21 protein-coding genes and 1 pseudogene are annotated in these 20,102 nt (G+C 38.4%); 5 read left to right on the forward strand and 17 right to left on the reverse strand.

From position 1 onward, the window contains the following. Positions 1-98: 98 nt before the first annotated feature. The 7 genes from phoQ to rluE all read right to left on the reverse strand — a co-directional run bounded on the left by phoQ (position 99) and on the right by rluE (position 6,846). The gene (gene phoQ, locus ACPEH5_RS17290) at positions 99-1,556 is read right to left on the reverse strand and encodes a two-component system sensor histidine kinase PhoQ (protein ID WP_173424794.1); all 1,458 of its coding nucleotides are present in this window, start codon (positions 1,554-1,556) and stop codon (positions 99-101) included. Between the two features lies 1 nt (position 1,557). Next, on the reverse strand, positions 1,558-2,232 hold the full coding sequence (gene phoP, locus ACPEH5_RS17295) for a two-component system response regulator PhoP (RefSeq protein ID WP_048607402.1): 675 nt from the start codon (positions 2,230-2,232) through the stop codon (positions 1,558-1,560). Positions 2,233-2,483: 251 nt separating this feature from the next. Next, positions 2,484-3,854, reverse strand: a complete 1,371-nt coding sequence (gene purB, locus ACPEH5_RS17300; RefSeq protein WP_042843471.1) for an adenylosuccinate lyase — start codon at positions 3,852-3,854, stop codon at positions 2,484-2,486. A gap of 17 nt (positions 3,855-3,871) precedes the next feature. Continuing rightward, the gene (hflD, locus tag ACPEH5_RS17305; protein WP_042843472.1) at positions 3,872-4,498 is read right to left on the reverse strand and encodes a high frequency lysogenization protein HflD; all 627 of its coding nucleotides are present in this window, start codon (positions 4,496-4,498) and stop codon (positions 3,872-3,874) included. A gap of 2 nt (positions 4,499-4,500) precedes the next feature. After that, on the reverse strand, positions 4,501-5,604 hold the full coding sequence (gene mnmA, locus ACPEH5_RS17310) for a tRNA 2-thiouridine(34) synthase MnmA (protein WP_042844306.1): 1,104 nt from the start codon (positions 5,602-5,604) through the stop codon (positions 4,501-4,503). Between the two features lie 140 nt (positions 5,605-5,744). Then, a complete protein-coding gene (locus tag ACPEH5_RS17315; RefSeq protein ID WP_042844307.1) occupies positions 5,745-6,194 on the reverse strand; it encodes an NUDIX domain-containing protein in 450 nt (149 codons plus the stop codon). After that, positions 6,187-6,846, reverse strand: coding sequence for a 23S rRNA pseudouridine(2457) synthase RluE (gene rluE / locus ACPEH5_RS17320; protein ID WP_181468562.1), 660 nt, complete (start codon positions 6,844-6,846; stop codon positions 6,187-6,189). The genes ACPEH5_RS17315 and rluE overlap by 8 nt, the downstream gene beginning before the upstream one ends. Positions 6,847-7,389: 543 nt before the next feature. On the opposite strand from rluE, the gene icd reads away from it, so the two are divergent. Continuing rightward, entirely contained in the window at positions 7,390-8,643 is a 1,254-nt protein-coding gene (gene icd / locus ACPEH5_RS17325; protein ID WP_105881093.1) for an NADP-dependent isocitrate dehydrogenase, read from the forward strand. Positions 8,644-8,825: 182 nt separating this feature from the next. Here the strand turns inward: icd and ACPEH5_RS17330 are convergent. Beyond that, a pseudogene (locus ACPEH5_RS17330) lies at positions 8,826-8,954 on the reverse strand (integrase); the annotation flags it as partial. 6 nt (positions 8,955-8,960) lie between these two features. On the opposite strand from ACPEH5_RS17330, the gene ACPEH5_RS17335 reads away from it, so the two are divergent. Further along, positions 8,961-9,122: an antitermination protein gene (locus tag ACPEH5_RS17335; protein ID WP_307862899.1), complete on the forward strand. Its 162-nt coding sequence runs from the start codon at positions 8,961-8,963 to the stop codon at positions 9,120-9,122. Between the two features lie 80 nt (positions 9,123-9,202). Here the strand turns inward: ACPEH5_RS17335 and ACPEH5_RS17340 are convergent, their stop codons facing one another. After that, positions 9,203-9,451, reverse strand: a complete 249-nt coding sequence (locus ACPEH5_RS17340) for a tetratricopeptide repeat protein (RefSeq protein WP_165568286.1) — start codon at positions 9,449-9,451, stop codon at positions 9,203-9,205. Between the two features lie 4 nt (positions 9,452-9,455). Further along, positions 9,456-9,584 (reverse strand): hypothetical protein, encoded by a 129-nt coding sequence (locus ACPEH5_RS17345; protein WP_259672072.1) that lies wholly within the window; start codon positions 9,582-9,584, stop codon positions 9,456-9,458. A 398-nt stretch (positions 9,585-9,982) separates the two neighbouring features. Between ACPEH5_RS17345 and ACPEH5_RS17350 the strand changes: the two genes are divergently transcribed. Continuing rightward, positions 9,983-10,198: a hypothetical protein gene (locus ACPEH5_RS17350; protein ID WP_166686884.1), complete on the forward strand. Its 216-nt coding sequence runs from the start codon at positions 9,983-9,985 to the stop codon at positions 10,196-10,198. Positions 10,199-10,366: 168 nt separating this feature from the next. On the opposite strand, the gene ACPEH5_RS17355 is transcribed toward ACPEH5_RS17350, so the two are convergent. Further along, the gene (locus ACPEH5_RS17355; RefSeq protein ID WP_230233500.1) at positions 10,367-11,359 is read right to left on the reverse strand and encodes an acetyltransferase; all 993 of its coding nucleotides are present in this window, start codon (positions 11,357-11,359) and stop codon (positions 10,367-10,369) included. 1,158 nt (positions 11,360-12,517) lie between these two features. Here ACPEH5_RS17355 and ACPEH5_RS17360 point away from each other — a divergent pair. Beyond that, on the forward strand, positions 12,518-12,976 hold the full coding sequence (locus tag ACPEH5_RS17360) for an Hsp20 family protein (protein ID WP_042843480.1): 459 nt from the start codon (positions 12,518-12,520) through the stop codon (positions 12,974-12,976). Between the two features lie 112 nt (positions 12,977-13,088). Here the strand turns inward: ACPEH5_RS17360 and ACPEH5_RS17365 are convergent, their stop codons facing one another. From ACPEH5_RS17365 to ACPEH5_RS17390, 6 genes are all read right to left on the reverse strand, one after another. Next, positions 13,089-13,979: a dihydrodipicolinate synthase family protein gene (locus ACPEH5_RS17365; RefSeq protein WP_281111191.1), complete on the reverse strand. Its 891-nt coding sequence runs from the start codon at positions 13,977-13,979 to the stop codon at positions 13,089-13,091. 172 nt (positions 13,980-14,151) lie between these two features. Next, complete coding sequence (locus tag ACPEH5_RS17370) at positions 14,152-15,039, reverse strand: MurR/RpiR family transcriptional regulator (RefSeq protein ID WP_042843482.1); 888 nt, start codon at positions 15,037-15,039, stop codon at positions 14,152-14,154. Positions 15,040-15,231: 192 nt separating this feature from the next. Continuing rightward, on the reverse strand, positions 15,232-15,705 hold the full coding sequence (nanQ, locus tag ACPEH5_RS17375; RefSeq protein ID WP_206227017.1) for an N-acetylneuraminate anomerase: 474 nt from the start codon (positions 15,703-15,705) through the stop codon (positions 15,232-15,234). A gap of 12 nt (positions 15,706-15,717) precedes the next feature. Further along, positions 15,718-17,208 carry a sodium:solute symporter gene (locus ACPEH5_RS17380; protein ID WP_281111192.1) on the reverse strand — a complete coding sequence of 497 codons (1,491 nt, stop codon included), beginning with the start codon at positions 17,206-17,208 and terminating at the stop codon, positions 15,718-15,720. Between the two features lie 51 nt (positions 17,209-17,259). Continuing rightward, a complete protein-coding gene (gene nanK / locus ACPEH5_RS17385) occupies positions 17,260-18,129 on the reverse strand; it encodes an N-acetylmannosamine kinase (protein WP_042843485.1) in 870 nt (289 codons plus the stop codon). After that, positions 18,126-18,824, reverse strand: coding sequence for an N-acetylmannosamine-6-phosphate 2-epimerase (locus tag ACPEH5_RS17390; RefSeq protein ID WP_042843486.1), 699 nt, complete (start codon positions 18,822-18,824; stop codon positions 18,126-18,128). The genes nanK and ACPEH5_RS17390 overlap by 4 nt, the downstream gene beginning before the upstream one ends. 750 nt (positions 18,825-19,574) lie before the next feature. Here ACPEH5_RS17390 and ACPEH5_RS17395 point away from each other — a divergent pair. After that, positions 19,575-19,991, forward strand: coding sequence for a hypothetical protein (locus tag ACPEH5_RS17395; protein ID WP_042843488.1), 417 nt, complete (start codon positions 19,575-19,577; stop codon positions 19,989-19,991). Positions 19,992-20,102: the final 111 nt, after the last annotated feature.

Raw genomic sequence — 20,102 nt, forward strand, 5'->3', positions numbered from 1 at the left:
AGATAGCAGTATTGGAGCAGCCCCTAGTAATAAGACTCCCTAAATAGTATACCGGAAACGTATCATAAAATAGGGAATAAGTGGGTTAATATCACAGATTAACTATCTTCGATCATAGATTGCTGCCTAAATGTGACGGCTAAGCGAGCACCACCGAGCGGGCTATCACTAATTGTGATCTCCCCATCATATTGGTCAATAATGTCGACTGCGATGGATAAGCCGAGACCTTGGCCTGGACGAAGGGTATCGGCACGTTGGCCTCGAACGAAAATTAAACTGCGTTTGCTTTCCGGGACGCCAGGGCCGTCATCATCAACAATTAACGTTAGGCTATCAGGCCCAGTCACCGCAGTGACTTCGACAAATTCTAGGCAATATTTGCATGCATTTTCCATAATATTACCCATGACTTCCATAAAGTCATTAGGCTGACCGAGCCAAGTGATTTCTGGAGAAACTTCTACTGTGATAGCAACTCCTTTGTGCTGGTAAACTTTATGCAAGGCGCTCGCTAAGCTATCTAATATTGATGGAACAGATGAAATTTCACGCAACATCATGTTTTCATCACCTTGTGTGGAAGCGCGGTGCAAATAGTAGCCGACCTGTTGTGAGATCCTGCCAATTTGTTCAAGCATAATAGGTTCTGCTTGGTCAATATTCATCTGTTTACCCGAACGTAACAAGCGTAGGGTCGATTGTAATACTGCCAATGGGGTTTTAAGGCTATGGGTCAGGTCAGAAAGCGTGGTTCGGTATTTACTATAACGTTTCCGCTCGTTAGTTAATAAAATATTGAGGTTACGGACTAACCCTCGAAGTTCTGAAGGCGGGTTTTCATCGAGTGTATCTCGTTCCCCCTTTTCTAAGCTACCAAGCTGTGAAACTAATGATTTAATTGGGCGTAAGCTCCAATAAGCCGCTAGCCATAATAATGGGATAACTAAAATTAAATTAGCAAGTAACACATAGCCAAACCATTCCCAGACTAGACCTGTATTTTGCAAGTCTTGTGGAAGTGTATCCACCACGACAATGGTTAGGTTTGGTAGGTTTTCGCTGGCGGCATATTGGCTGACTGATACAGAATGGGTGAGTGGCTCATCATCATTGTCCATATCATCCAGTTTATTATTTAGCTCAGGGTTATCATTAAGCAGTTGACGGGTTTCACGGATGTCAGTATCAATCTCATATAACCCTTCCTTTTTTAGCCAATCATTTCGGATCAGCCTTTCAACGCTAGGCACATCGCGTTGACGCCATAATACTTGCCCTTGATCATCATAAATAATCACTAATGTGGGGTTATTTAACGTGAAGTTAGGGGGAACACGGATATCAATTTTATTATTTTGCCACTGTGCCAAGCTATAAATTAAGTTACTTTGACTACGCAAAAGGGTGTAAGTTGTTTTATCAAAGCTAATTAAATAGCCCAATATGGCAACGATACCGTAAGACAAAGTGAGTGCCAAAATGACCGCAGAGGTTGCACATAAAAAACGTGCTCGAAGCGAAAGGGGCTTAAATTTAAATTTACCTAACTGCATATTAGCCATTCACATCAAAACGATAGCCTTGACCACGAACGGTGACAATTACATCATCACTATGAAATTGCTGTATTTTTTTTCTTAATCGCCCCATTAACACATCGATTGTATGGCTTTCTCTTAGTTCAGCATCGGGGTAAAGTTGGCGCATTAATGAATCTTTGCTGACGACTTTGCCATTGTTGCGTAGTAAGGTTTCAATGATGGTATATTCAAATGCGGTTAATTTGACGGCTTCACCGTTAACGGTGAATTCTTTGCGTGATAAATCAATAACAAAATTACCTAGTTCTAATACCTGTGAGGCTAGGCCGCTATTTCTTCGCATCAGTGCCTGCATTCTTGCGACGAGTTCTTCTAGTTGGAAAGGTTTAGTGACGTAATCATCAGCGCCGCTGTTTAAAGCTTGAACTTTTTCTTGCCAGCTTTCACGTGCAGTGAGAACTAAAATTGGGATATTTACATGCGCACCGCGCCAGCGTTTGATCATTGAAAGGCCGTCTTCTTCAGGTAAACCTAAGTCGACAACTGCAATATCAGGGCAACTTTCATGCAAAAAGTAATCCGCTTCTTTTGCGTCTTCAGCGGAATCAACTTGATGACCAAGCTCTTTCAGCTGAACCGTTAGATGGTGGCGAAGTAATGCATTGTCTTCGACGATTAAAATACGCATCTGAAACCCTCACAGTAAGGAAATGATAGTTGCTATTAATGATAATAGTAGCACTATGGTAAAAAGAGTTCTGAATAACAACAAGCGTTTAAGTAAATATAAGTCAAACAAACCCTAAAAATAGCGTATTCTTAGTAAGTCAGCGCGTTTTTGACGTAGGTTATCGACGAAGTTGGCTTTTGGAATTAAGAGGTAAGACAAATCAGTAAAAAAAGGCGGCACAGAGGCCGCCGAAATAGTCTAAATCAGTTTTATTTAAGCTCATCAATAAAAGTGACAGCGTAACCAATATAGTTAGCAGGTGTCATTTCTTTGAGGCGCGCTTTTTCATGCTCTGGCAGTTCTAAACCATCAATAAACTGTTTCATCCCCTCAGCGGTAACACGCTTACCTCGGGTAAGTTCTTTCAGTTTTTCATAAGGTTTTTCAATGCCATAGCGGCGCATAACGGTTTGAATTGGCTCGGCTAAGACTTCCCAATTTTGGTTTAATTCATCCAACAGGTGCTGTTCGTTCACTTCCAGTTTGTTTAAACCTTTCATGGTCGATTGATAGGCTATTAAAGCATAGCCTAAACCTACACCTAAGTTACGTAATACTGTGGAGTCTGTTAAGTCACGTTGCCAACGAGAAACTGGCAGTTTACTGGCTAGGTGACCTAATACAGCATTAGCTAAACCTAAGTTACCTTCAGAATTTTCGAAATCGATAGGGTTGACTTTATGTGGCATTGTAGAAGAACCGATTTCACCAGCTACTGTTTTTTGTTTGAAATGGTTTAATGCGATGTAACCCCAAATGTCACGGTCGAAATCTAACACAATCGTGTTAAAACGTGCGACACAATCAAATAGTTCCGCAATATAGTCATGAGGTTCGATTTGTGTGGTGAATGGGTTCCACTGGATACCTAAAGAGGTTACGAAGGTTTCACTAAACTCGTGCCAGTTAACTTCAGGGTAAGCGACCATATGGGCATTATAGTTACCGACAGCACCGTTAATTTTACCTAAAATCTCAACCTGTTGTAACTGACGATATTGGCGCTCTAAACGATAGGCGACGTTGGCGAATTCTTTACCAATAGTCGATGGTGTTGCTGGCTGGCCATGGGTGCGAGATAGCAACGGCAAGTTGCGGTACTCATGTGCCATCGCTTTAACTTTATCAATTATTTGGCGCCATTGTGGTAATAAGACTTCTTCACGCGCTGTTTTTAACATTAAAGCATGAGAAAGGTTATTGATATCTTCTGATGTACAAGCAAAGTGAATAAATTCAGAGACGGCGTGTAGTGCAGGGATATTTGCCACTTTTTCTTTTAGGAAATATTCTACTGCTTTAACGTCATGGTTAGTTGTACGCTCAATCTCTTTAATGCGCATTGCGTCTTTTTCACAGAAGTTCGCGACAATTTCATCTAAGTAAGCGATTGCGTCATTATCAAATGAAGGAACTTCTTTGATTTCAGCGGTTGCAGCCAGTTTTTGTAGCCAACGAACTTCAACTTGCACACGAAATTTCAGTAAGCCAAACTCACTAAATATAGTGCGTAAAGCGCTGACTTTATCACCGTAACGGCCGTCAATCGGGGATACAGCGGTCAGTGAGGATAATTCCATTGGTAGCAACTCCAGATTTAAAGGTGAGACAAAATATCTTTCGCCTGATTAGCCAGACGATTGCGAGAGAACATTAGTTGGATACGGCTTCCACCTACTTGCTGCCAAAGTACTGCGCAACGAATACCCGCGAGTAAAGTGGCTCTAACTTTAGCCTGTACTAAGGTATTTTTCAGGATGTCAGGGGAGCCTGTAACTTGAATTCGTGGGCCAGCAGGGCTGACAACATCGACATAAATACCAGCAAGCGCATTAAATACACCTTCTGATAGAGGCTCAAAATAGCTAGCTTGCCGTTCAAATTGCTCAATACGTTGACCCAGTTGATTCATCGCTTCCTGGTTTTTATTGAGACGGCGTTCAAGCACCATAATGCTCAACATATAGCGGGTCATTTCAGCAGATAAACCACTATTTCCACCCGTTAACATGCCCAACATAGCATTTAGACCAGTTTTTAAGTTTGCTTCATCATTACCAAATACATCCAATGTTGATTTTGGATTCATATTGGTGAGGCAATTGACCATGGTTTCGGTGTCTTGGTCTTGACTAATGCCTTCGTGAGCAAGCTTCTGAACCATTGCGCTTGCTTGGCAGATACCCGCTAACGCAAGCGTGATATCATAGTAGTTTTTAGCCACATTTACTCCTGAATACGGGCTTCAATGATGCCGCCGCCGAGACAAACTTCATTTAGGTAAAAGACAGCAGATTGCCCTGGCGTAACGGCTGCTACAGGGGCTTCAAATATAACCTCTATGCGGTCTTCGCTTAATGGTGTAATAGTACAAGGGATATCCGCTTGGCGATAACGGGTTTTTACTACACAGCGTAAAGGCTGGGTTAATGTTTCTCTGTCAACCCAATGCAATTGTTGGGCGATTAACCCGACGGACATTAGACGAGGGTGTTCATGCCCTTGTGCAACGATAAGGACATTATTTTGAACGTCTTTATCGACGACATACCAAGGTTCTTCAGAACCTTCTTTAGTCCCACCAATGCCTAAGCCTTTACGTTGCCCTAATGTATGATACATCAAGCCTTCATGCTGACCTATGGTTTCACCATCTACTGTAACGATAGGGCCAGGCTGTGCGGGCAGGTAGCGGCCTAGGAAATCACGGAATTTGCGTTCACCAATAAAGCAGATCCCTGTGGAGTCTTTTTTCTTTGCAGTAATTAAACCAATTTCCTCTGCGATGCGACGTACTTCAGGCTTTTCAAGTTCACCTACTGGGAACAAGCTTTTAGCAACTTGTTGGTGACTTAAGGTATATAAAAAATAACTTTGGTCTTTATTGCCATCTAAACCACGTAATAACTGGCTTTTGCCTGCAATATCACGACGACGGACATAATGGCCCGTAGCGATGTAATCTGCCCCTAAATCTTCAGCGGCAAATTCTAGAAATGCTTTAAATTTGATTTCTTTATTACATAAGATATCTGGGTTTGGTGTACGACCAGCTTTATATTCAGTCAAAAAATGTTCGAATACGTTATCCCAATATTCTGCTGCAAAATTGATGGTATGTAATTCAATGCCTAATTTGTCACAAACGGCTTGGGCATCGGCGAGGTCGGCTGCGGCAGAACAATATTCCGTGTCGTCATCTTCTTCCCAGTTCTTCATAAACAACCCTTCAACCTGATACCCTTGCTGTTGCAGCAAATAGGCGGATACAGAGGAGTCAACACCACCGGACATACCGACGATGACTTTTTTTAGGCTGTTGTCTGACATGGTACTGTTATTTGACATGGAAATAGTCTCAATGCGGAAAAATCAAGCCCCATACTTTAGCATGTTGTGACCTTGTTGCACCAGCGTTTGAGGGGAATATTATTGCTTGATGAAGATTTCACCAAGCAATATGTGGGGCGTTAAAGGTAGTCCTCACCATATGCAGCCAAGATATCAAGGGGGTAGTGGGTTCCTGTCAAGAAACAGCGTAGACTTTCTGCAACTAAGGGCGAACGCAGATATTGGCTTTCTAATATTTCCTGAGCACTAACCCAGTGACAAGCGCTAATATCGCTATCTTGTGGTTGTGTTTCACATATGGACTCTAGCTCGACAGCAAATAAAACACGGATAAACTGAGTCTTATCAGGTGCAATCCATTGGTGGATTTTAATTAACTGTGAGGGGCAAGCGTCAATTCCTGTTTCTTCATATAACTCACGTTTTGCGGCTTGCAAAAGTGTTTCATTTGCTTCTAAGTGCCCAGCGGGTTGGTTCCACGTTGGCTTTTCATTTACCCATTCTTCAACGACTAAATATTTGCCTTGAGCATGTACGATAGTTGCAACAGTGACATTAGGTTTAAACAACATTTACCTCCTTCCATTCACCAACAGAAAGGTTCCCCAAACTGAATTCACCCACTTGGTAGCGGATCAGTCGTAATGTAGGGTAACCAATATTTGCTGTCATTCGGCGGACTTGTCGATTTCGTCCTTCATATAAAGTGATTTTTAGCCAACTTGTTGGGATGTTTTTTCGTTCTCTGATTGGTGGGTTTCTTGGCCATAACCAATCTGGTTCGTTGACGAGTTCGACCCCCGCAGGCTGAGTTAGCCCATCATTTAACTGTAAACCTTGGCGAAATTTGATTAATGCGGTTTCCTCGGGGATACCTTCGACTTGAGCATAGTATATTTTCCCTGTTTTTTTCTCAGGCTGTGTTAAGCGTGCTTGTAATTTGCCATCGTTAGTTAAAATTAATAACCCTTCGCTATCCCTATCTAAGCGGCCCGCAGCATAAATGCCAGTAATAGGAATATAGTTTTTTAATGTGTCTCGACCTTGTTCATCAGTAAATTGAGGCAAAACATCAAAGGGTTTATTAAATAAAATAACTTTACGAGGAGACTGATGGGAAAATGCGTTAACTGAAGTTGATTTTCGTTTATGCCTTAAATCAGTTGGGCGTTGATTGTATTTATACTTGTTGGTCGCTGATTTATTATTTGGCTTATTCATAATGGCTTTATGGCAGTTTATTGGCATGAATTGGTTCAATGGATATTGATTAACATTAGTGTAGGGGATTTACCCGTAAAAGCCTAGGGATGGATTTTACGTTTTAATGCAATATTTAATTAACAACTTTAAAATCATTTAAAACGATAAAGCCAATTTTCCATTTAAAAATAAACACCTATGATATAATTAAGGTGGCAATTGTGTGATGAGAGCGTGTTTTTAATTTCGGTTAATTTGTTAGTATTAATTAGGTTAAAGAAAGCGTTTATAGCATATTAAGCTATTAGAATTAGTTACCTTAAAAGAACTTTTATCATAATCAATTTTTTCTTTAAATAGGGATAATAAAACTAATTAATTGATTTCAAAGTAGTTATAAATATGTATCCCTTCAACTTATAGGATTGAGCAGTACGTTAAATGCGATCCGCATTGAAGCTTAGATGAGTAATCATTGGCGTTCGACGCAGATTGAAGTAGTATTGACACGTCTCTTACAAAAAATTAACAAGCAAAATACGCAAGTGAAAGGAGAGGTTAATGGAAAGCAAAGTAGTAGTTCCGGCAGAAGGCGCTAAAATTACCATTGATGCAAAAGGCAAACTGAACGTTCCGAACAATCCAATTATCCCTTACATTGAAGGTGATGGTATTGGTGTTGATGTGACACCCGCAATGTTAAAAGTGGTTGATGCGGCAGTTAAAAAAGCCTACAACGGTGAGCGCAAAATTTCGTGGATGGAAATTTACACCGGTGAAAAATCTACACAAATTTATGGTAAAGATGTTTGGTTACCAGAAGAAACCCTCGATTTAATCCGTGATTACCGTGTTTCAATTAAAGGTCCTTTAACAACTCCAGTTGGTGGTGGTATTCGTTCACTGAACGTTGCTCTACGTCAGCAACTTGATCTGTATATCTGTTTGCGTCCAGTTCGTTATTACAAAGGAACGCCTAGCCCTGTTAAGCAACCTGAACTGACTGATATGGTTATCTTCCGTGAAAACTCCGAAGATATCTATGCAGGTATTGAGTGGAAAGCAGGTTCAGCAGAAGCTGATAAAGTTATCAAATTCCTAAAAGATGAAATGGGTGTAACGAAAATCCGTTTCCCACAAGACTGCGGTATTGGCATCAAACCTTGTTCAGAAGAAGGAACAAAACGTTTAGTGCGTGCAGCGATTGAATATGCAATTGATAATGACCGTGATTCAGTGACCTTAGTTCATAAAGGTAACATTATGAAGTTCACTGAAGGTGCATTTAAAGATTGGGGTTACCAATTAGCACTAGAAGAATTCGGCGGTGAATTATTAGATGGCGGCCCATGGGTTAAAATTAAAAACCCTAAAAACGGTAAAGATATTATCGTTAAAGATGTGATTGCAGATGCTTTCTTGCAGCAAATCTTACTGCGTCCAGCAGAATATGATGTTATTGCTTGTATGAACCTGAATGGTGACTATATTTCTGATGCATTAGCTGCTCAAGTTGGTGGTATCGGGATCGCGCCAGGAGCAAACATTGGTTCTGAATGTGCATTATTCGAAGCAACACACGGTACTGCACCAAAATATGCAGGTCAAGATAAAGTAAACCCAGGGTCTATCATTCTTTCTGCTGAAATGATGCTGCGCCACATGGGTTGGACTGAAGCCGCTGACTTAATCGTTAAAGGTATGGAAGGCGCAATCGCGGCTAAGACTGTAACTTACGATTTCGAACGTCAATTAGAAGGCGCTAAATTACTGAAATGTAGCGAATTCGGTGACGCAATCATTAAACACATGTAATTTATTACGTGGTGTGATTAACAACGGGAGCCTAAAAACTCCCGTTTTATTTTGCCTTGAAAAATTCCTCTACAAAACTCCAGCAAAACTCTTCTGCAAAACAGGCTACAAAATAATCGTTATTTTATAGCTAAAACCTGCCAATTTTATCCTCGATCATCATGATATTTATCTGTCATTACCTAGCTCTTATGGCCCAATAAAGTTTTAGTACCGATGCCTTGATCTCTATATAACCTTTCTAATAAAGAACGCTGCCCATAAAAACTTGGCGGAGTTCCATCTTCCCTCTTCAAATCTGTCTGATCCCTAAGCGGGTGCCGTCATCTGCGGCGTTTAGTGTAATTAGACATTTAGTGCCTGATCTTAACGAAAGGACATGGCGCAGAAACTGGAAGCCGTTCTATGAAAAATTAACGAGCAAATATTTTATTGAAGAGGGTGTAGCTGAATATGCGTTTAGCAAAGTAACGAAATAAATTATTATGGTGCTAACTCAGGGGCTATTTTAAATGAAAATATCGAATCAGCAGAAGCAGAATTAGCACCAGAATGAGTATTACCGCCATTCGGCGCATAATTCATCATAATCTTCAATGCCGTTTAAGCACGCTTTTTTAAATAATTCAGAAGCTTTGTCTTTATCTTGTTTAATCACATCGCCATAATAGTAAAGGTATCCTAATTCTAGCTGAGCATCTGCATAGCCTTGATTGGCAGACTTGATATACCACTCAATAGCCCTAGAGTAATTTTTACTAACACCTTTTCCTTCAAAATACATTTCTGCCAAATAGAATTGTGCCATAGGGTCACTTGGCTTGTTCGCATACTTTTTGTATATTGAGTTCAGGGGATAGCTTAGCGCAATCATGATCCGAACCTGCTGCAAATAAAGAGTAAGCAAACATCATAATTGGCAAATACTTTATTTTTATCATAAATTTTCCGTGTAAGGTCTTTAAGGCCTCTATTTAAAAAACGAATAAAATAAATGTAACTAAAGCCAAATAATAGCTAATGATCAAAACTATTTGAACACACTATAAGCATAGATAATTAGCAAAGTCTTCATATGAATTAAGTGTAAGCAAATGCGGAAAGAGAGTACGAATATGAAGACATGGCTGGCGTTAGTTTTATTTAGTCACCATTTTCTACTTTATTTTTAGTGTTTTCGCGTTGAGCATCTGCCTTAGCTTTGTTACTCAGTATTATCATTGTTACCCACACAAGGAATGCAACCGCTGAAATTACCAAGATACCAGCAGTCCATAAAATGACTTCAAAAGTAATCATATACTAATTACTGGTGGCTTTTTCATTTATGGAGACAGTCATGTCAGATAAAAAAGAAATAGCCACCCTATCTATAAAGATCTCAGTCGATAGCGCTGACTTAGACAAGTTGGAAGCGCAACTAAAGCGCATTGAAGGGCTGATGGTTAGCACGGGATTAAAACAGCCAGCAAGTGGTGGGTTTGTTGCGAGCCCGCTCTTTGTTAAAAATGGTCAGTTATCTATTAAAACAAATGCAATGCTTGAACTCAATTAGTCATAACGCCATTTCAAACAACAAAATATTCCAAGGGCTACGCACTGCACGGTCTTTTTTGTATATAGCCACCGCAAATCATCAAATCACATAGTCACTTTAATGAAATTGCGGTTGGCTACATTGATACTGTCTATCAATTTAGTGAATTTTAAGGGGTAAGTAGCACTAATGTGTTAACTTGTTGAAACCTAACTTAGGTTCAATAAACCAGTGAATGGTTGAGTTAAAGGTTAATAAAAGAGCGATGCTGATAGTTGATAGCGTTAGTAGTATGACGACTAATGAGCTATATTCCACATGGAAATAAGTTAGGGTTTGTAAAAAAATAAAACAAATAATAGGATGAATTAAATAAACACCTAAAGCATTGTTTGATAGTTTAGCATATTTATCTGTTGATGAAGCGAAATAAATAATACTAGAACCTAAAACTATACTTATACAGAATTTTAAAATATAAACAACAAAAAAAGATGATAAAAAATCAGCGTGAGTACTGTTTATGATTAATCTATTGATACTTTCCTCATAATAAAGTGCGGCTATAGCCAAGGTTGTGCTGATTACAATTATCAAGTAAGGTTTTTTTCTAAGTGAGGATACTTTTTCATTATTAATAAAATAAGCGATGATAAAGAATGGGAAGTATATAATAATAGAGAAAAATTTTGATAAGTTAATTAAATAATTGTTGGCTAAATAAGAAAGAACCAATGATACCATCAAAATACAAGATAATATTGAAATGTTAGATTTTAATCTTGGTGGTAATAATAAAAAAAAAGCTTGCCAAACAGGAGTGGCTAAAAAAAACCATACTCCATTTTGAGGCTCAAGGATATAAACTTTCAAACTTAATTCGCCTGAAAAGTACAATGGAATTGCATCAACTGTTTGAAATGTTAAGTAAATTATAAAGGATGAAAGTAAGCTAAACTTCAAAGATTTCCACGTAGTATTTTTCGTTACGAATGCAACTATAAATACAAACATAGGAATTAATGTTAAGTCGAAAATATCAATAAGAAATGAAACCTTACTTTTATCAGCTAAATTTAAGTAGAAACTAAAAACAATAAAAGAACTCAATATGAGCTTCAAAGTAGGCCAATGTGGTTGGGTAATGTCATTTGACTCTGGCTTGATTTGTTGTTTCATATGGGCGCTCTTAATAGAAATTAGTTCATTATACTGCATTGATATACTTATTTAAAATGAATTCATTGGGTTAATTCAGAAACAGTTTCAATTTATCTTGAATAAATATTAGCTCTATGAATTTAAACCTAAGCTACTGTAATTTATAATTTTTTATTGCCTGAAATCTACATCTATCCTAATATTTACCCTCTACACGCTGAGGGGGATTGATATGCGTAATTGGCTTGGGTACTTAATCTATTTCTCTATTATATTTGCTATAGCAAAATGCTCTATGACTATAGCTCCAAATGCCAACTTCCCGGGTTGATGTTTGCCCTAGGAAACATGGGGTTCTTGGCTTGGGGTGACAGTGTTAATTGTCATCATATTTCTAATAACGTATTGCACTTTTACTGTATTCCCACACTATGTGCCACCAACTAATTAACTTCAATTTGCACTCCCTCTAAGCTAATATCATTGAAACTAATTGATGGGATGGTGAGATGAAAGGATACATAGTTACTACCTTGCTAATGATTACTAGCTTTGGTTTTAATGCACATTCGAGCAATAGCATTGACTCATTAGTAGCAGATACAAAAAGGTCTAATTATGGTGATTGGGATTTTATTTATGCTGAAAAAATGAACTATGACTTATGTAAGCTATCAGTAGAGGCTATTTATACGTCTGGTGCAATGGAGCATAAATTAACATCAATAAGTAACCTTAAATACACGTACACATTAACAACATGGACACCAAAACATGTAGTCAGGATTGATTGCAACGGACATGGTGGAAATATAATGATATTGACTGCTGATTATATTGTTCAATAGTTAATCTAGCCTGTCCTTGGTCTGGGTGGTTAAAGATATTTACTGCTCGATATCTAAAAACAGGCGCTTTAAATCGTAAGAATTTGCCATTGTTTACCTCTGCCATCATGATATTTATCAGTTATTTTTTGAGACTTATTCCCCTTAGCGCTTTCTCTTTCAATATAAGTTATACCGTTAGGCGGGGTAGGCTCACCTGAATTCACATCTCTATAATATAAAAATAGGTAAAAATCATGTCATGGGGTTGAAAAATGACAATTCGTTCTTATCTATATTGTGGGTAAGTCACCTTTACCCTAGTTCAATTAATATTGGAGGAGGAATTATGACTAACATTAGACCTTTTTCACTATTTCCAGCAATTTCTGACAATATGTTGTCGAATCGGTTTGATCAGATAGATCGCTTATTTAGCCAATTAACCGGAAGTAAGCCTGTATCAGTACCAGCCCAGACTTATAATCTAAAACAAATTGATGATAACCATTATGAGTTGACGGTTAGCGTTCCCGGATATCAGGAAAGTGATTTAACGGTATCATTGAAAGGAGGGCGCTTACTGGTAGAGGGGAAAAAAGAGGAAAAAATACAGGAGGATAATGAAAAATGGCTCCATCGTGGAATATCACAAGGGCAATTCACTTTGCAATTCGATCTTGGTAAAAATGTAAAAATAGAGAAAGCTAATCTATCCAGTGGGTTACTGGCTATTAATATTGAATATGAACTGCCAGAAGAAGAGAAACCACAAATGATAGCGATTGAGAATAAAGATAATAAATAATCAATCTTAGTTATGTTGATGCAACAGGGCTGCACGTTATGTGTAGCCCTCATTAATTGATAACATGTTAAGGTATAGGCTATTTTATCAACACTGATTTATACCAAACTGACTATAAGAAATCAGCGGCTTTAAACTTCTCTAATACTTTAGCCTTTTGTTCTACAGTTAATGGGCGTAGCGGGCGACGCGGGTTACCTACATCAATACCATGTAATTGCATGGCAACTTTTCCGGCAGCCACACCACCGTATTCCACTAATACACGAATAATTGCAATGACTTTATCCATACATGCGGCGACACCTTGGTAATCACCTATGTTAAATTTTTCAATGATTTCAAGATAGAGGGGTGCAGCATAATTATAGGTACTTCCAACTGCACTTAATGCGCCACATGCTAACCCAGCAGGTATGAATTCATCGACTCCAAATGGGATATCATATTTACCCTCATTAACGCGTATACAGCGTTGGAATTCATACATATCAGGAGAGTTGAATTTCATACCAGATAAATTTGGGATAGTTGTACCCGCGACTTGTAAAAAACTCTCCATATCAATGTTTAAACCAGACATTGTAGAGTGATAGTAATAAAAACCTTTAGATGGGGCATTCTCAGCGGCTAAACGACAATATTCGACTAAATCATCCACATTACTGGGTTTAAAGAAGCAAGGACCAATGACGGATGTGGCACGAATATCTAATGTATCTGCATGACGAGCCAAGTCTATGGTGTCAGCGATACTTAATGCACCAGTATGAATAATTAACTCTAATCCTCCTTGGCTAGCCTTAGCCCAGCGCTCAGCCACTTTTTTACGCTCTTCAACAGAACAATGAATACCTTCCCCCGTTGTTCCTAATACATAAGCACCGCTTACACCACTTGCAATAAGATGTTCTGCGATTTTATCAATGACAGGGTAGTTTACACTACCATCGGCGGTAAAAGGTGTATGAGGCGCAGCAATTAATCCAGAGAGTTTGTTCATAATAAGTCCTTTGGAGGTTAGCTTCTTAATTTTTTTGAATTTGGAGTTTAGCTCTATATTAGGGAGCATTAGCTGTGAACGCAATAACGAAATTCGCGTTGAAGGAAGATAAAAATGAAAGTGTGATCTTTAGCTGATTTCTGTTGAAAACCGATAAAAATGCATATTGAATTTAGGCGGAATTAATGCTCTTTAATGCATTGAGTGTCCGTAGTTTTTGTTCTTTTACCATATCAGGCTGAGCTTGAACAAGTAGGGTATACAATAAATCTAAAACAAACAATTGCGCCGTTTTTGTACCAATGGAGTCACCTTGTAATTTCCCTTGGCGATTACCATTAATCAAATGGTAATCAGCATATTCCATAATTTGTGATCCTAAATTATGTGTTAGTGCAATTGTGCATGCTCCTGCTTGTTGTGCAAGTTTTAATGCATGAACGGTTTCTGGAGAATTACCCGAATGGCTAATACCAATGGCGATATCACCTGGTTTTAAGAGGGACGCTTGCATATACATAAAATGGTTATTGGTAGCTGCATCAACACGATAGCCAATACGCATTAGCTTGTTTTTCAGATCTTCTGCGGTGATCCCCGAGGAGCCGACACCACAAATAAAAATATAATTTGACGAAAGCAATGCATTTACTGCCCCCTGTACTTGTTTTATATCAAGTAAATTCAAGGTCTCTGACAGCACGTTGTTGATAGTTGCTTGTAATTTTAAACCAATAGTGTGGATGTCATCTTGCTCACTCACTTCTGCATCCAAAATTGGCGATTCTTCACTGTCTGATGTCGCCATTTCTATCGCTAAGTCCATTTTAAAGTCTTGGAAGCCTTTATAACCAAGAGCACGACAAAAACGTACAACAGTGGCTTCACCTGCTTTTGTCGCTTGGGAAAGTTGAGCTATGGAAAATTGTGTCGTTTCAACAGGGTGAGACAAGATGTAATCAGCAATGCGCTGAGAAACACGCGTCAGGCTATTTTTCATCGCCCCTAACGTATCGAGTATTTTACCCGGTTTCAGTTTGGAAGCTGCCTGTGTTGTCATGTAAATTACCCTTGGTTGCAGAAGAGAGAGGTGAGACAAATTCTGCGAATAAGAGTACCAATTATAATCAGTTAAAAAAAGCCCTTAGTTTACAATTATGTGATGATGATAAAAACACTTTACTCTAAGAGTATTAATAGACAACTGATTGATACATTAGAAATAAAGTGTTTTCGTTAAAAGCAGACTAAATTAGTTTGCTAATGTATTTAAGCGTACTTTGATAACTGCTTTCTTTACGGTGCTTTTTCCTCTTTTTGAAGTAATACCCGGTTTATGTGGTTCATAAGGCATAAAAATGACAAACATATTTGGTACTAACGATACTGTTTGGCAATATTCGATTGTATCAGCCAGTTGATAGTCATCCGCATCATTATAAGGTGTTACATTTTTAGCGGAATTTCGTATTCCATAATCTATTACTTCGTCACCGGATAGTAATATTTGCACGTCAATATAATGATGATGTAATTCAGCACTCTTTTGTTCACGGCCTTGGGTTTCGAATGTCATTACATTGACAAATGCATTATCACCATCAATAGGGTAGCTTCCCGGTTCTAAAGATGCAGGATTGAGTGCTAATGTTTTTTCGATTAGGTTGCGTAGGACTGAGTTTATTTCAGTCATTGTTGCCACATCGGATACATGACCAAACAACATAAGTAACTCCTATTAATTTTCGTGAATTTCACTATCATCTAGTGACACTTGTTTCGCAGCTGAGAAAAATGGCGCCGTAACCGCCCCCACAATAACCACTGACATTGCACCGATCACGCCATAGAAGAAAAAGTTAAGGTCACTAGCATAACGTGTCGCCAATACCGCAATGATACTTACAATAATACCTGCAACTGCACTGCCTGCATTCGCTCTTTTAATAAAAATACCTAGCATAAACAGCCCTGTCATGGGACCACCCATTAACCCAATTAGACTATTAAATGCATCCCATATTTCAGACTCATCAGATAAAACTAACCAAATAGTCGCTAAGCTGCTAAATACACCTGCAATAATAATTACCAACCTAGCAATTTTCATTTTCTGTTCAGCAAGGCGCTCAACTTTACTTAGGCGAATATAAATATCGGAATTAAAACAACTTGAAATACTATTTAAGCTACTGGATATACTCGATTGTGCGGCGGCAAAGATAGCTGCGATAATTAGCCCTGAAATACCGATAGGCATCTCTGTGACAATAAATAAGGGCAAAATTCCACCAGTATTAAAACCTTCAGGTAATAAGCTTGGGTTTTGTTTGTAATAGACAAATAGGGCTGAGCCAATGGCAAAGAAAAAAATAGGAACAATAGCAACTAATTTAGCATTAGTAATTAAAGTGCGTTTTGTTTGCTCAATAGAATCAGTAACAATGTAGCGTTGGACTACATCCTGACTTGCAGTAAATTGTTGAATATTTGCAAATAAAAAACCTATCATTAAAACTGGAATAGTACTGTCAGTCCAGCTCCATCGTAATTGTGCATCAGGGAAAAATTTATCGGCTTGAGCAGTTGCAGTATATATTTCACTTATCCCACCATCGACTTTAAAACAGATCACAATAAAGATTAAAACAGCACCGGCAGAGAGTAATAGCCCTTGGATAACATCAGTCCAAATAACACCTTCTATGCCGCCCATCCATGTATAAATAATACATAATAGGCTAATAAGGACAACTAATATAATAGGGTCAATCCCAATAAAAGGACGTAGTGCAAGTACAGTTAAATAAGTGATAATTGCAATTCGACCTATATGGAATAACATAAAGGATAAACTAGCAAATAAACGACTGCGTATATCAAAACGTGCTTCTAAATATTCATAAGCAGAAGTTATTTTTAATTTCCGAAAAAAAGGAATATAAAAATAAAATACTAAGGGCAAGATGGCGATTGCTAAATATTGACCAATAATAAAAGTCCAGTCTGAGGTATAAGCTTTTGCTGGAATTGACATAAAGGTAATTGAACTCAGAGTGGTTGCAAAAACAGAAACCCCAGCAGCCCAACCTGGAACTCGGCCACCTGCACGGAAATAATCATCTGCTGTTTTTTGGCGTTTTGAAAAATAAACACCAACAAGTAGCATTGCTGCTAAATAACCAAGCAGTACTGCATAATTAACGAAACCAAAATCATGTAATTGCATTTTTTAGTCCTGCCATATGTAAGGTAGTAGGTAAAATGTACGACAGTTTTTTTATTGTTCTCTAGCCCAGAGAGCTGCGCCCCAAAGCCCTGCATTATGATGATAGTGGGCTGGTAAAACCGGTACTTGTAGCGCAGAAGGTTGCTGTGCAATAGTTGTTTGAATCAGTTCAATATAGCCATTAGCTAACCCAACACTACCGCCAAGAACAACGCAGTCGGCATCTGTTATTGCTTTAATATCTACAATTAAATTAGCGATGGTATTTGCTGAACGTTGAATAATTTCTTTTGCTTGTTTATTTCCCTGGTGATAGGCAGTAAAAATAGCTTTGGCATCATGACCAGCAAGTTCATCGATAGCTTGTGAAGCGATTGCACGACCAGAAGCGATGGCTTCAACACACCCATAACGCCCACACCCACAAATAGGTCCGTAGGGGTCTGCAATGGTATGGCCTAGGTGGCCTGCAACACCTCGCTTTCCGAGTTGAAGTTTCCCTTGTTGAATAAGCCCACCACCAACACCGGTTGATACGGTAATAAATGCCATATCGGAGATGGTTTCATGACGATAATGATATTCAGCCCATGCAGCAGCTTGAGCATCATTTAGTATCCAGCAGGGTAAACCAGTTAATGTGGAAAGTGTTTGTTTCAAATGAAAATCTTTTAAGCCACCTAAATTAGCAGGATTCAATGCGGTCAATATACCGCCACAAATGATCCCTGTTGAAGCTACAGCAACAGCATCAGCATGCGCTTTAAGTGGTGAGGTTATGAGCTTTAATGCTTCATATAGTTGTCGTGGTGAAGCGCTAGCAGGAGTCGTTATTTGAGTGTGTTGTGTGAGTTGGTTATTTGGGTTAATTAATGCAGCCGAAATTTTTGTTCCTCCAATATCAATCGCTAATATATTCATTTCACCAACTCCTGCTGTAACTTTAATGCCTGAGTAAACCAACTACAGACGTGCTCAAGGCGAGTTAATGCCGAACCGACAGTGACAGCCCAAGCTCCAGCATGCATGCCTCTCGCTGCAATAATTGGCGTGTTATAGCGGCCTTCAGCAATGACACGGCAGCCGTTTTCAGCTAAGGCTGTGACTAACTGTAAGTCAGGTAATTTGGGAGGTTCTCCGCCAGTGTAGCCTGACATAGTTGAACCGATAAATTCTGTACCTAATGCATGGCAATACATCCCTTCATTGAAATTTGAGCAATCGGCCATCGCTAATTTACCTAAGTGATGTATGCGAGCGAGTAATTCATTGACAGGGACTGGTCGTAGACGGTCGGTGCCATCAAAAGCAATGATATCAGCACCTTCTAGCGCTAAGGCATCGACATCACTTAACCACGGGGTGATCCTTATAGGGCTATCCAGTAAATCACGTTTTACAATACCTATAATTGGAACATCAATAAGCGGGCGAGTGGCTTTTAGGTTTTCTATACCTTCGATTCGTACTGCGATAGCACCGGCATTTACTGCAGCTTGAGCCATTGCGGCCACAATTTCAGGCTTGTTCATTGGGCTATTATCAACAGGCTGACAAGATACAATTAGCCCACCTTTTTCTTGAATATCTTTAGTCATTTTTTCAATTAAGACCATATTGAGCTCACCTTCATGAAGTTTAACTCCGATTTATGTTATTTTATGGAGTTAAGTTTCTCAAATGAAAGAGTCGTAATCTGTGAATAAGATCAAATATTAATCCGGAATAATAAGCTCAAGATAAATAACCCAATAAATGAGAAATACATTATTTGGCTTATATTTCAATATGTTTTATGTGTTAAGGCAATACAACAACCCTTTACCATTGCGTATTTTAAATTGAAATAATACACAGTTGTATTCGGTAGGTGGCTTCTAGGTAGCGATATAACGTGAGAATTGAGGTTAATAACGTAATGTATGCTCACGAATATCAATTGAAAGCGTTAAACATTGACGAAATTTTAGTTGTTTAGATAAGAAAAATAACTTCACTTATAGCTTGCGTGAAACTAGGGCTGGGGTTAAACCAACAGTTCTAGTCATCGCTTAGGTTCCTAGAATACAGCGATTTAATAGCTCAATTTTCACTCACAACACATGCTGTATTTTTGAAAGGTATAATAAATAACCTAGCTTTATGACAAGTTTAACAGGATGTCGAACAGTTATAACATTTGAAGAAAAACCAATACTACTCATAATAGTATTGGTTTTTAATTAATTATTATATTTAACAATAATTGTTACATTTAATATGGATATTGGGGCGTCAATATAGTCAGTGAAACCTAGCTTAAAATAAAAGTTTTGCTATTCTATTCATATTCTCACTGTTATTTAATTAGAAGTTAGGAAAGTAGGATGAAATTTAAGCTTGGTAAGGTATCTATATTAAGGGCAATCATTATTATTTTTCTAATGGTGATATCATTTATTTTTGGTATATCAATGACTAAAACGATAAATTTTGACCCTATTGAACAGTCTAAAATCAATGTTGCTAACGTATTAGCATATCCAGATGCCGCTAACTTTAGGAATATGGAATATTTTTTCAGTAAAAAAACACAAAACGGGGGGCGTTTAGGCTATATCTGTGGTGAGGTTTTTATGTTTAATAATGATGATCTACCAGATGGGTTTAAACGTTTCGTTGTCAAAGTATATGAGCCACCTAAGGGGTTAATTCTTCTATCTTTTCCTATTATAGAGGGTGGTGATAATGCCTTACTATCTGAACGAATTGATGATGTCTGGAAACTATTTTGCCATGCGTAAATGCGCCATTTTACCTCTTAATTTAGGGGGTAGGAGACAGCTTATGGTTCTAAGTCCTGAGAAAAAGTCGTATCTTGTTAAATTTAGCGTCTATTTATTGTTTATCATTCA

The organism is Providencia sp. NPDC089933 (assembly GCF_049545585.1).
Classification (GTDB): Bacteria; Pseudomonadota; Gammaproteobacteria; order Enterobacterales; family Enterobacteriaceae; genus Providencia; species Providencia huashanensis.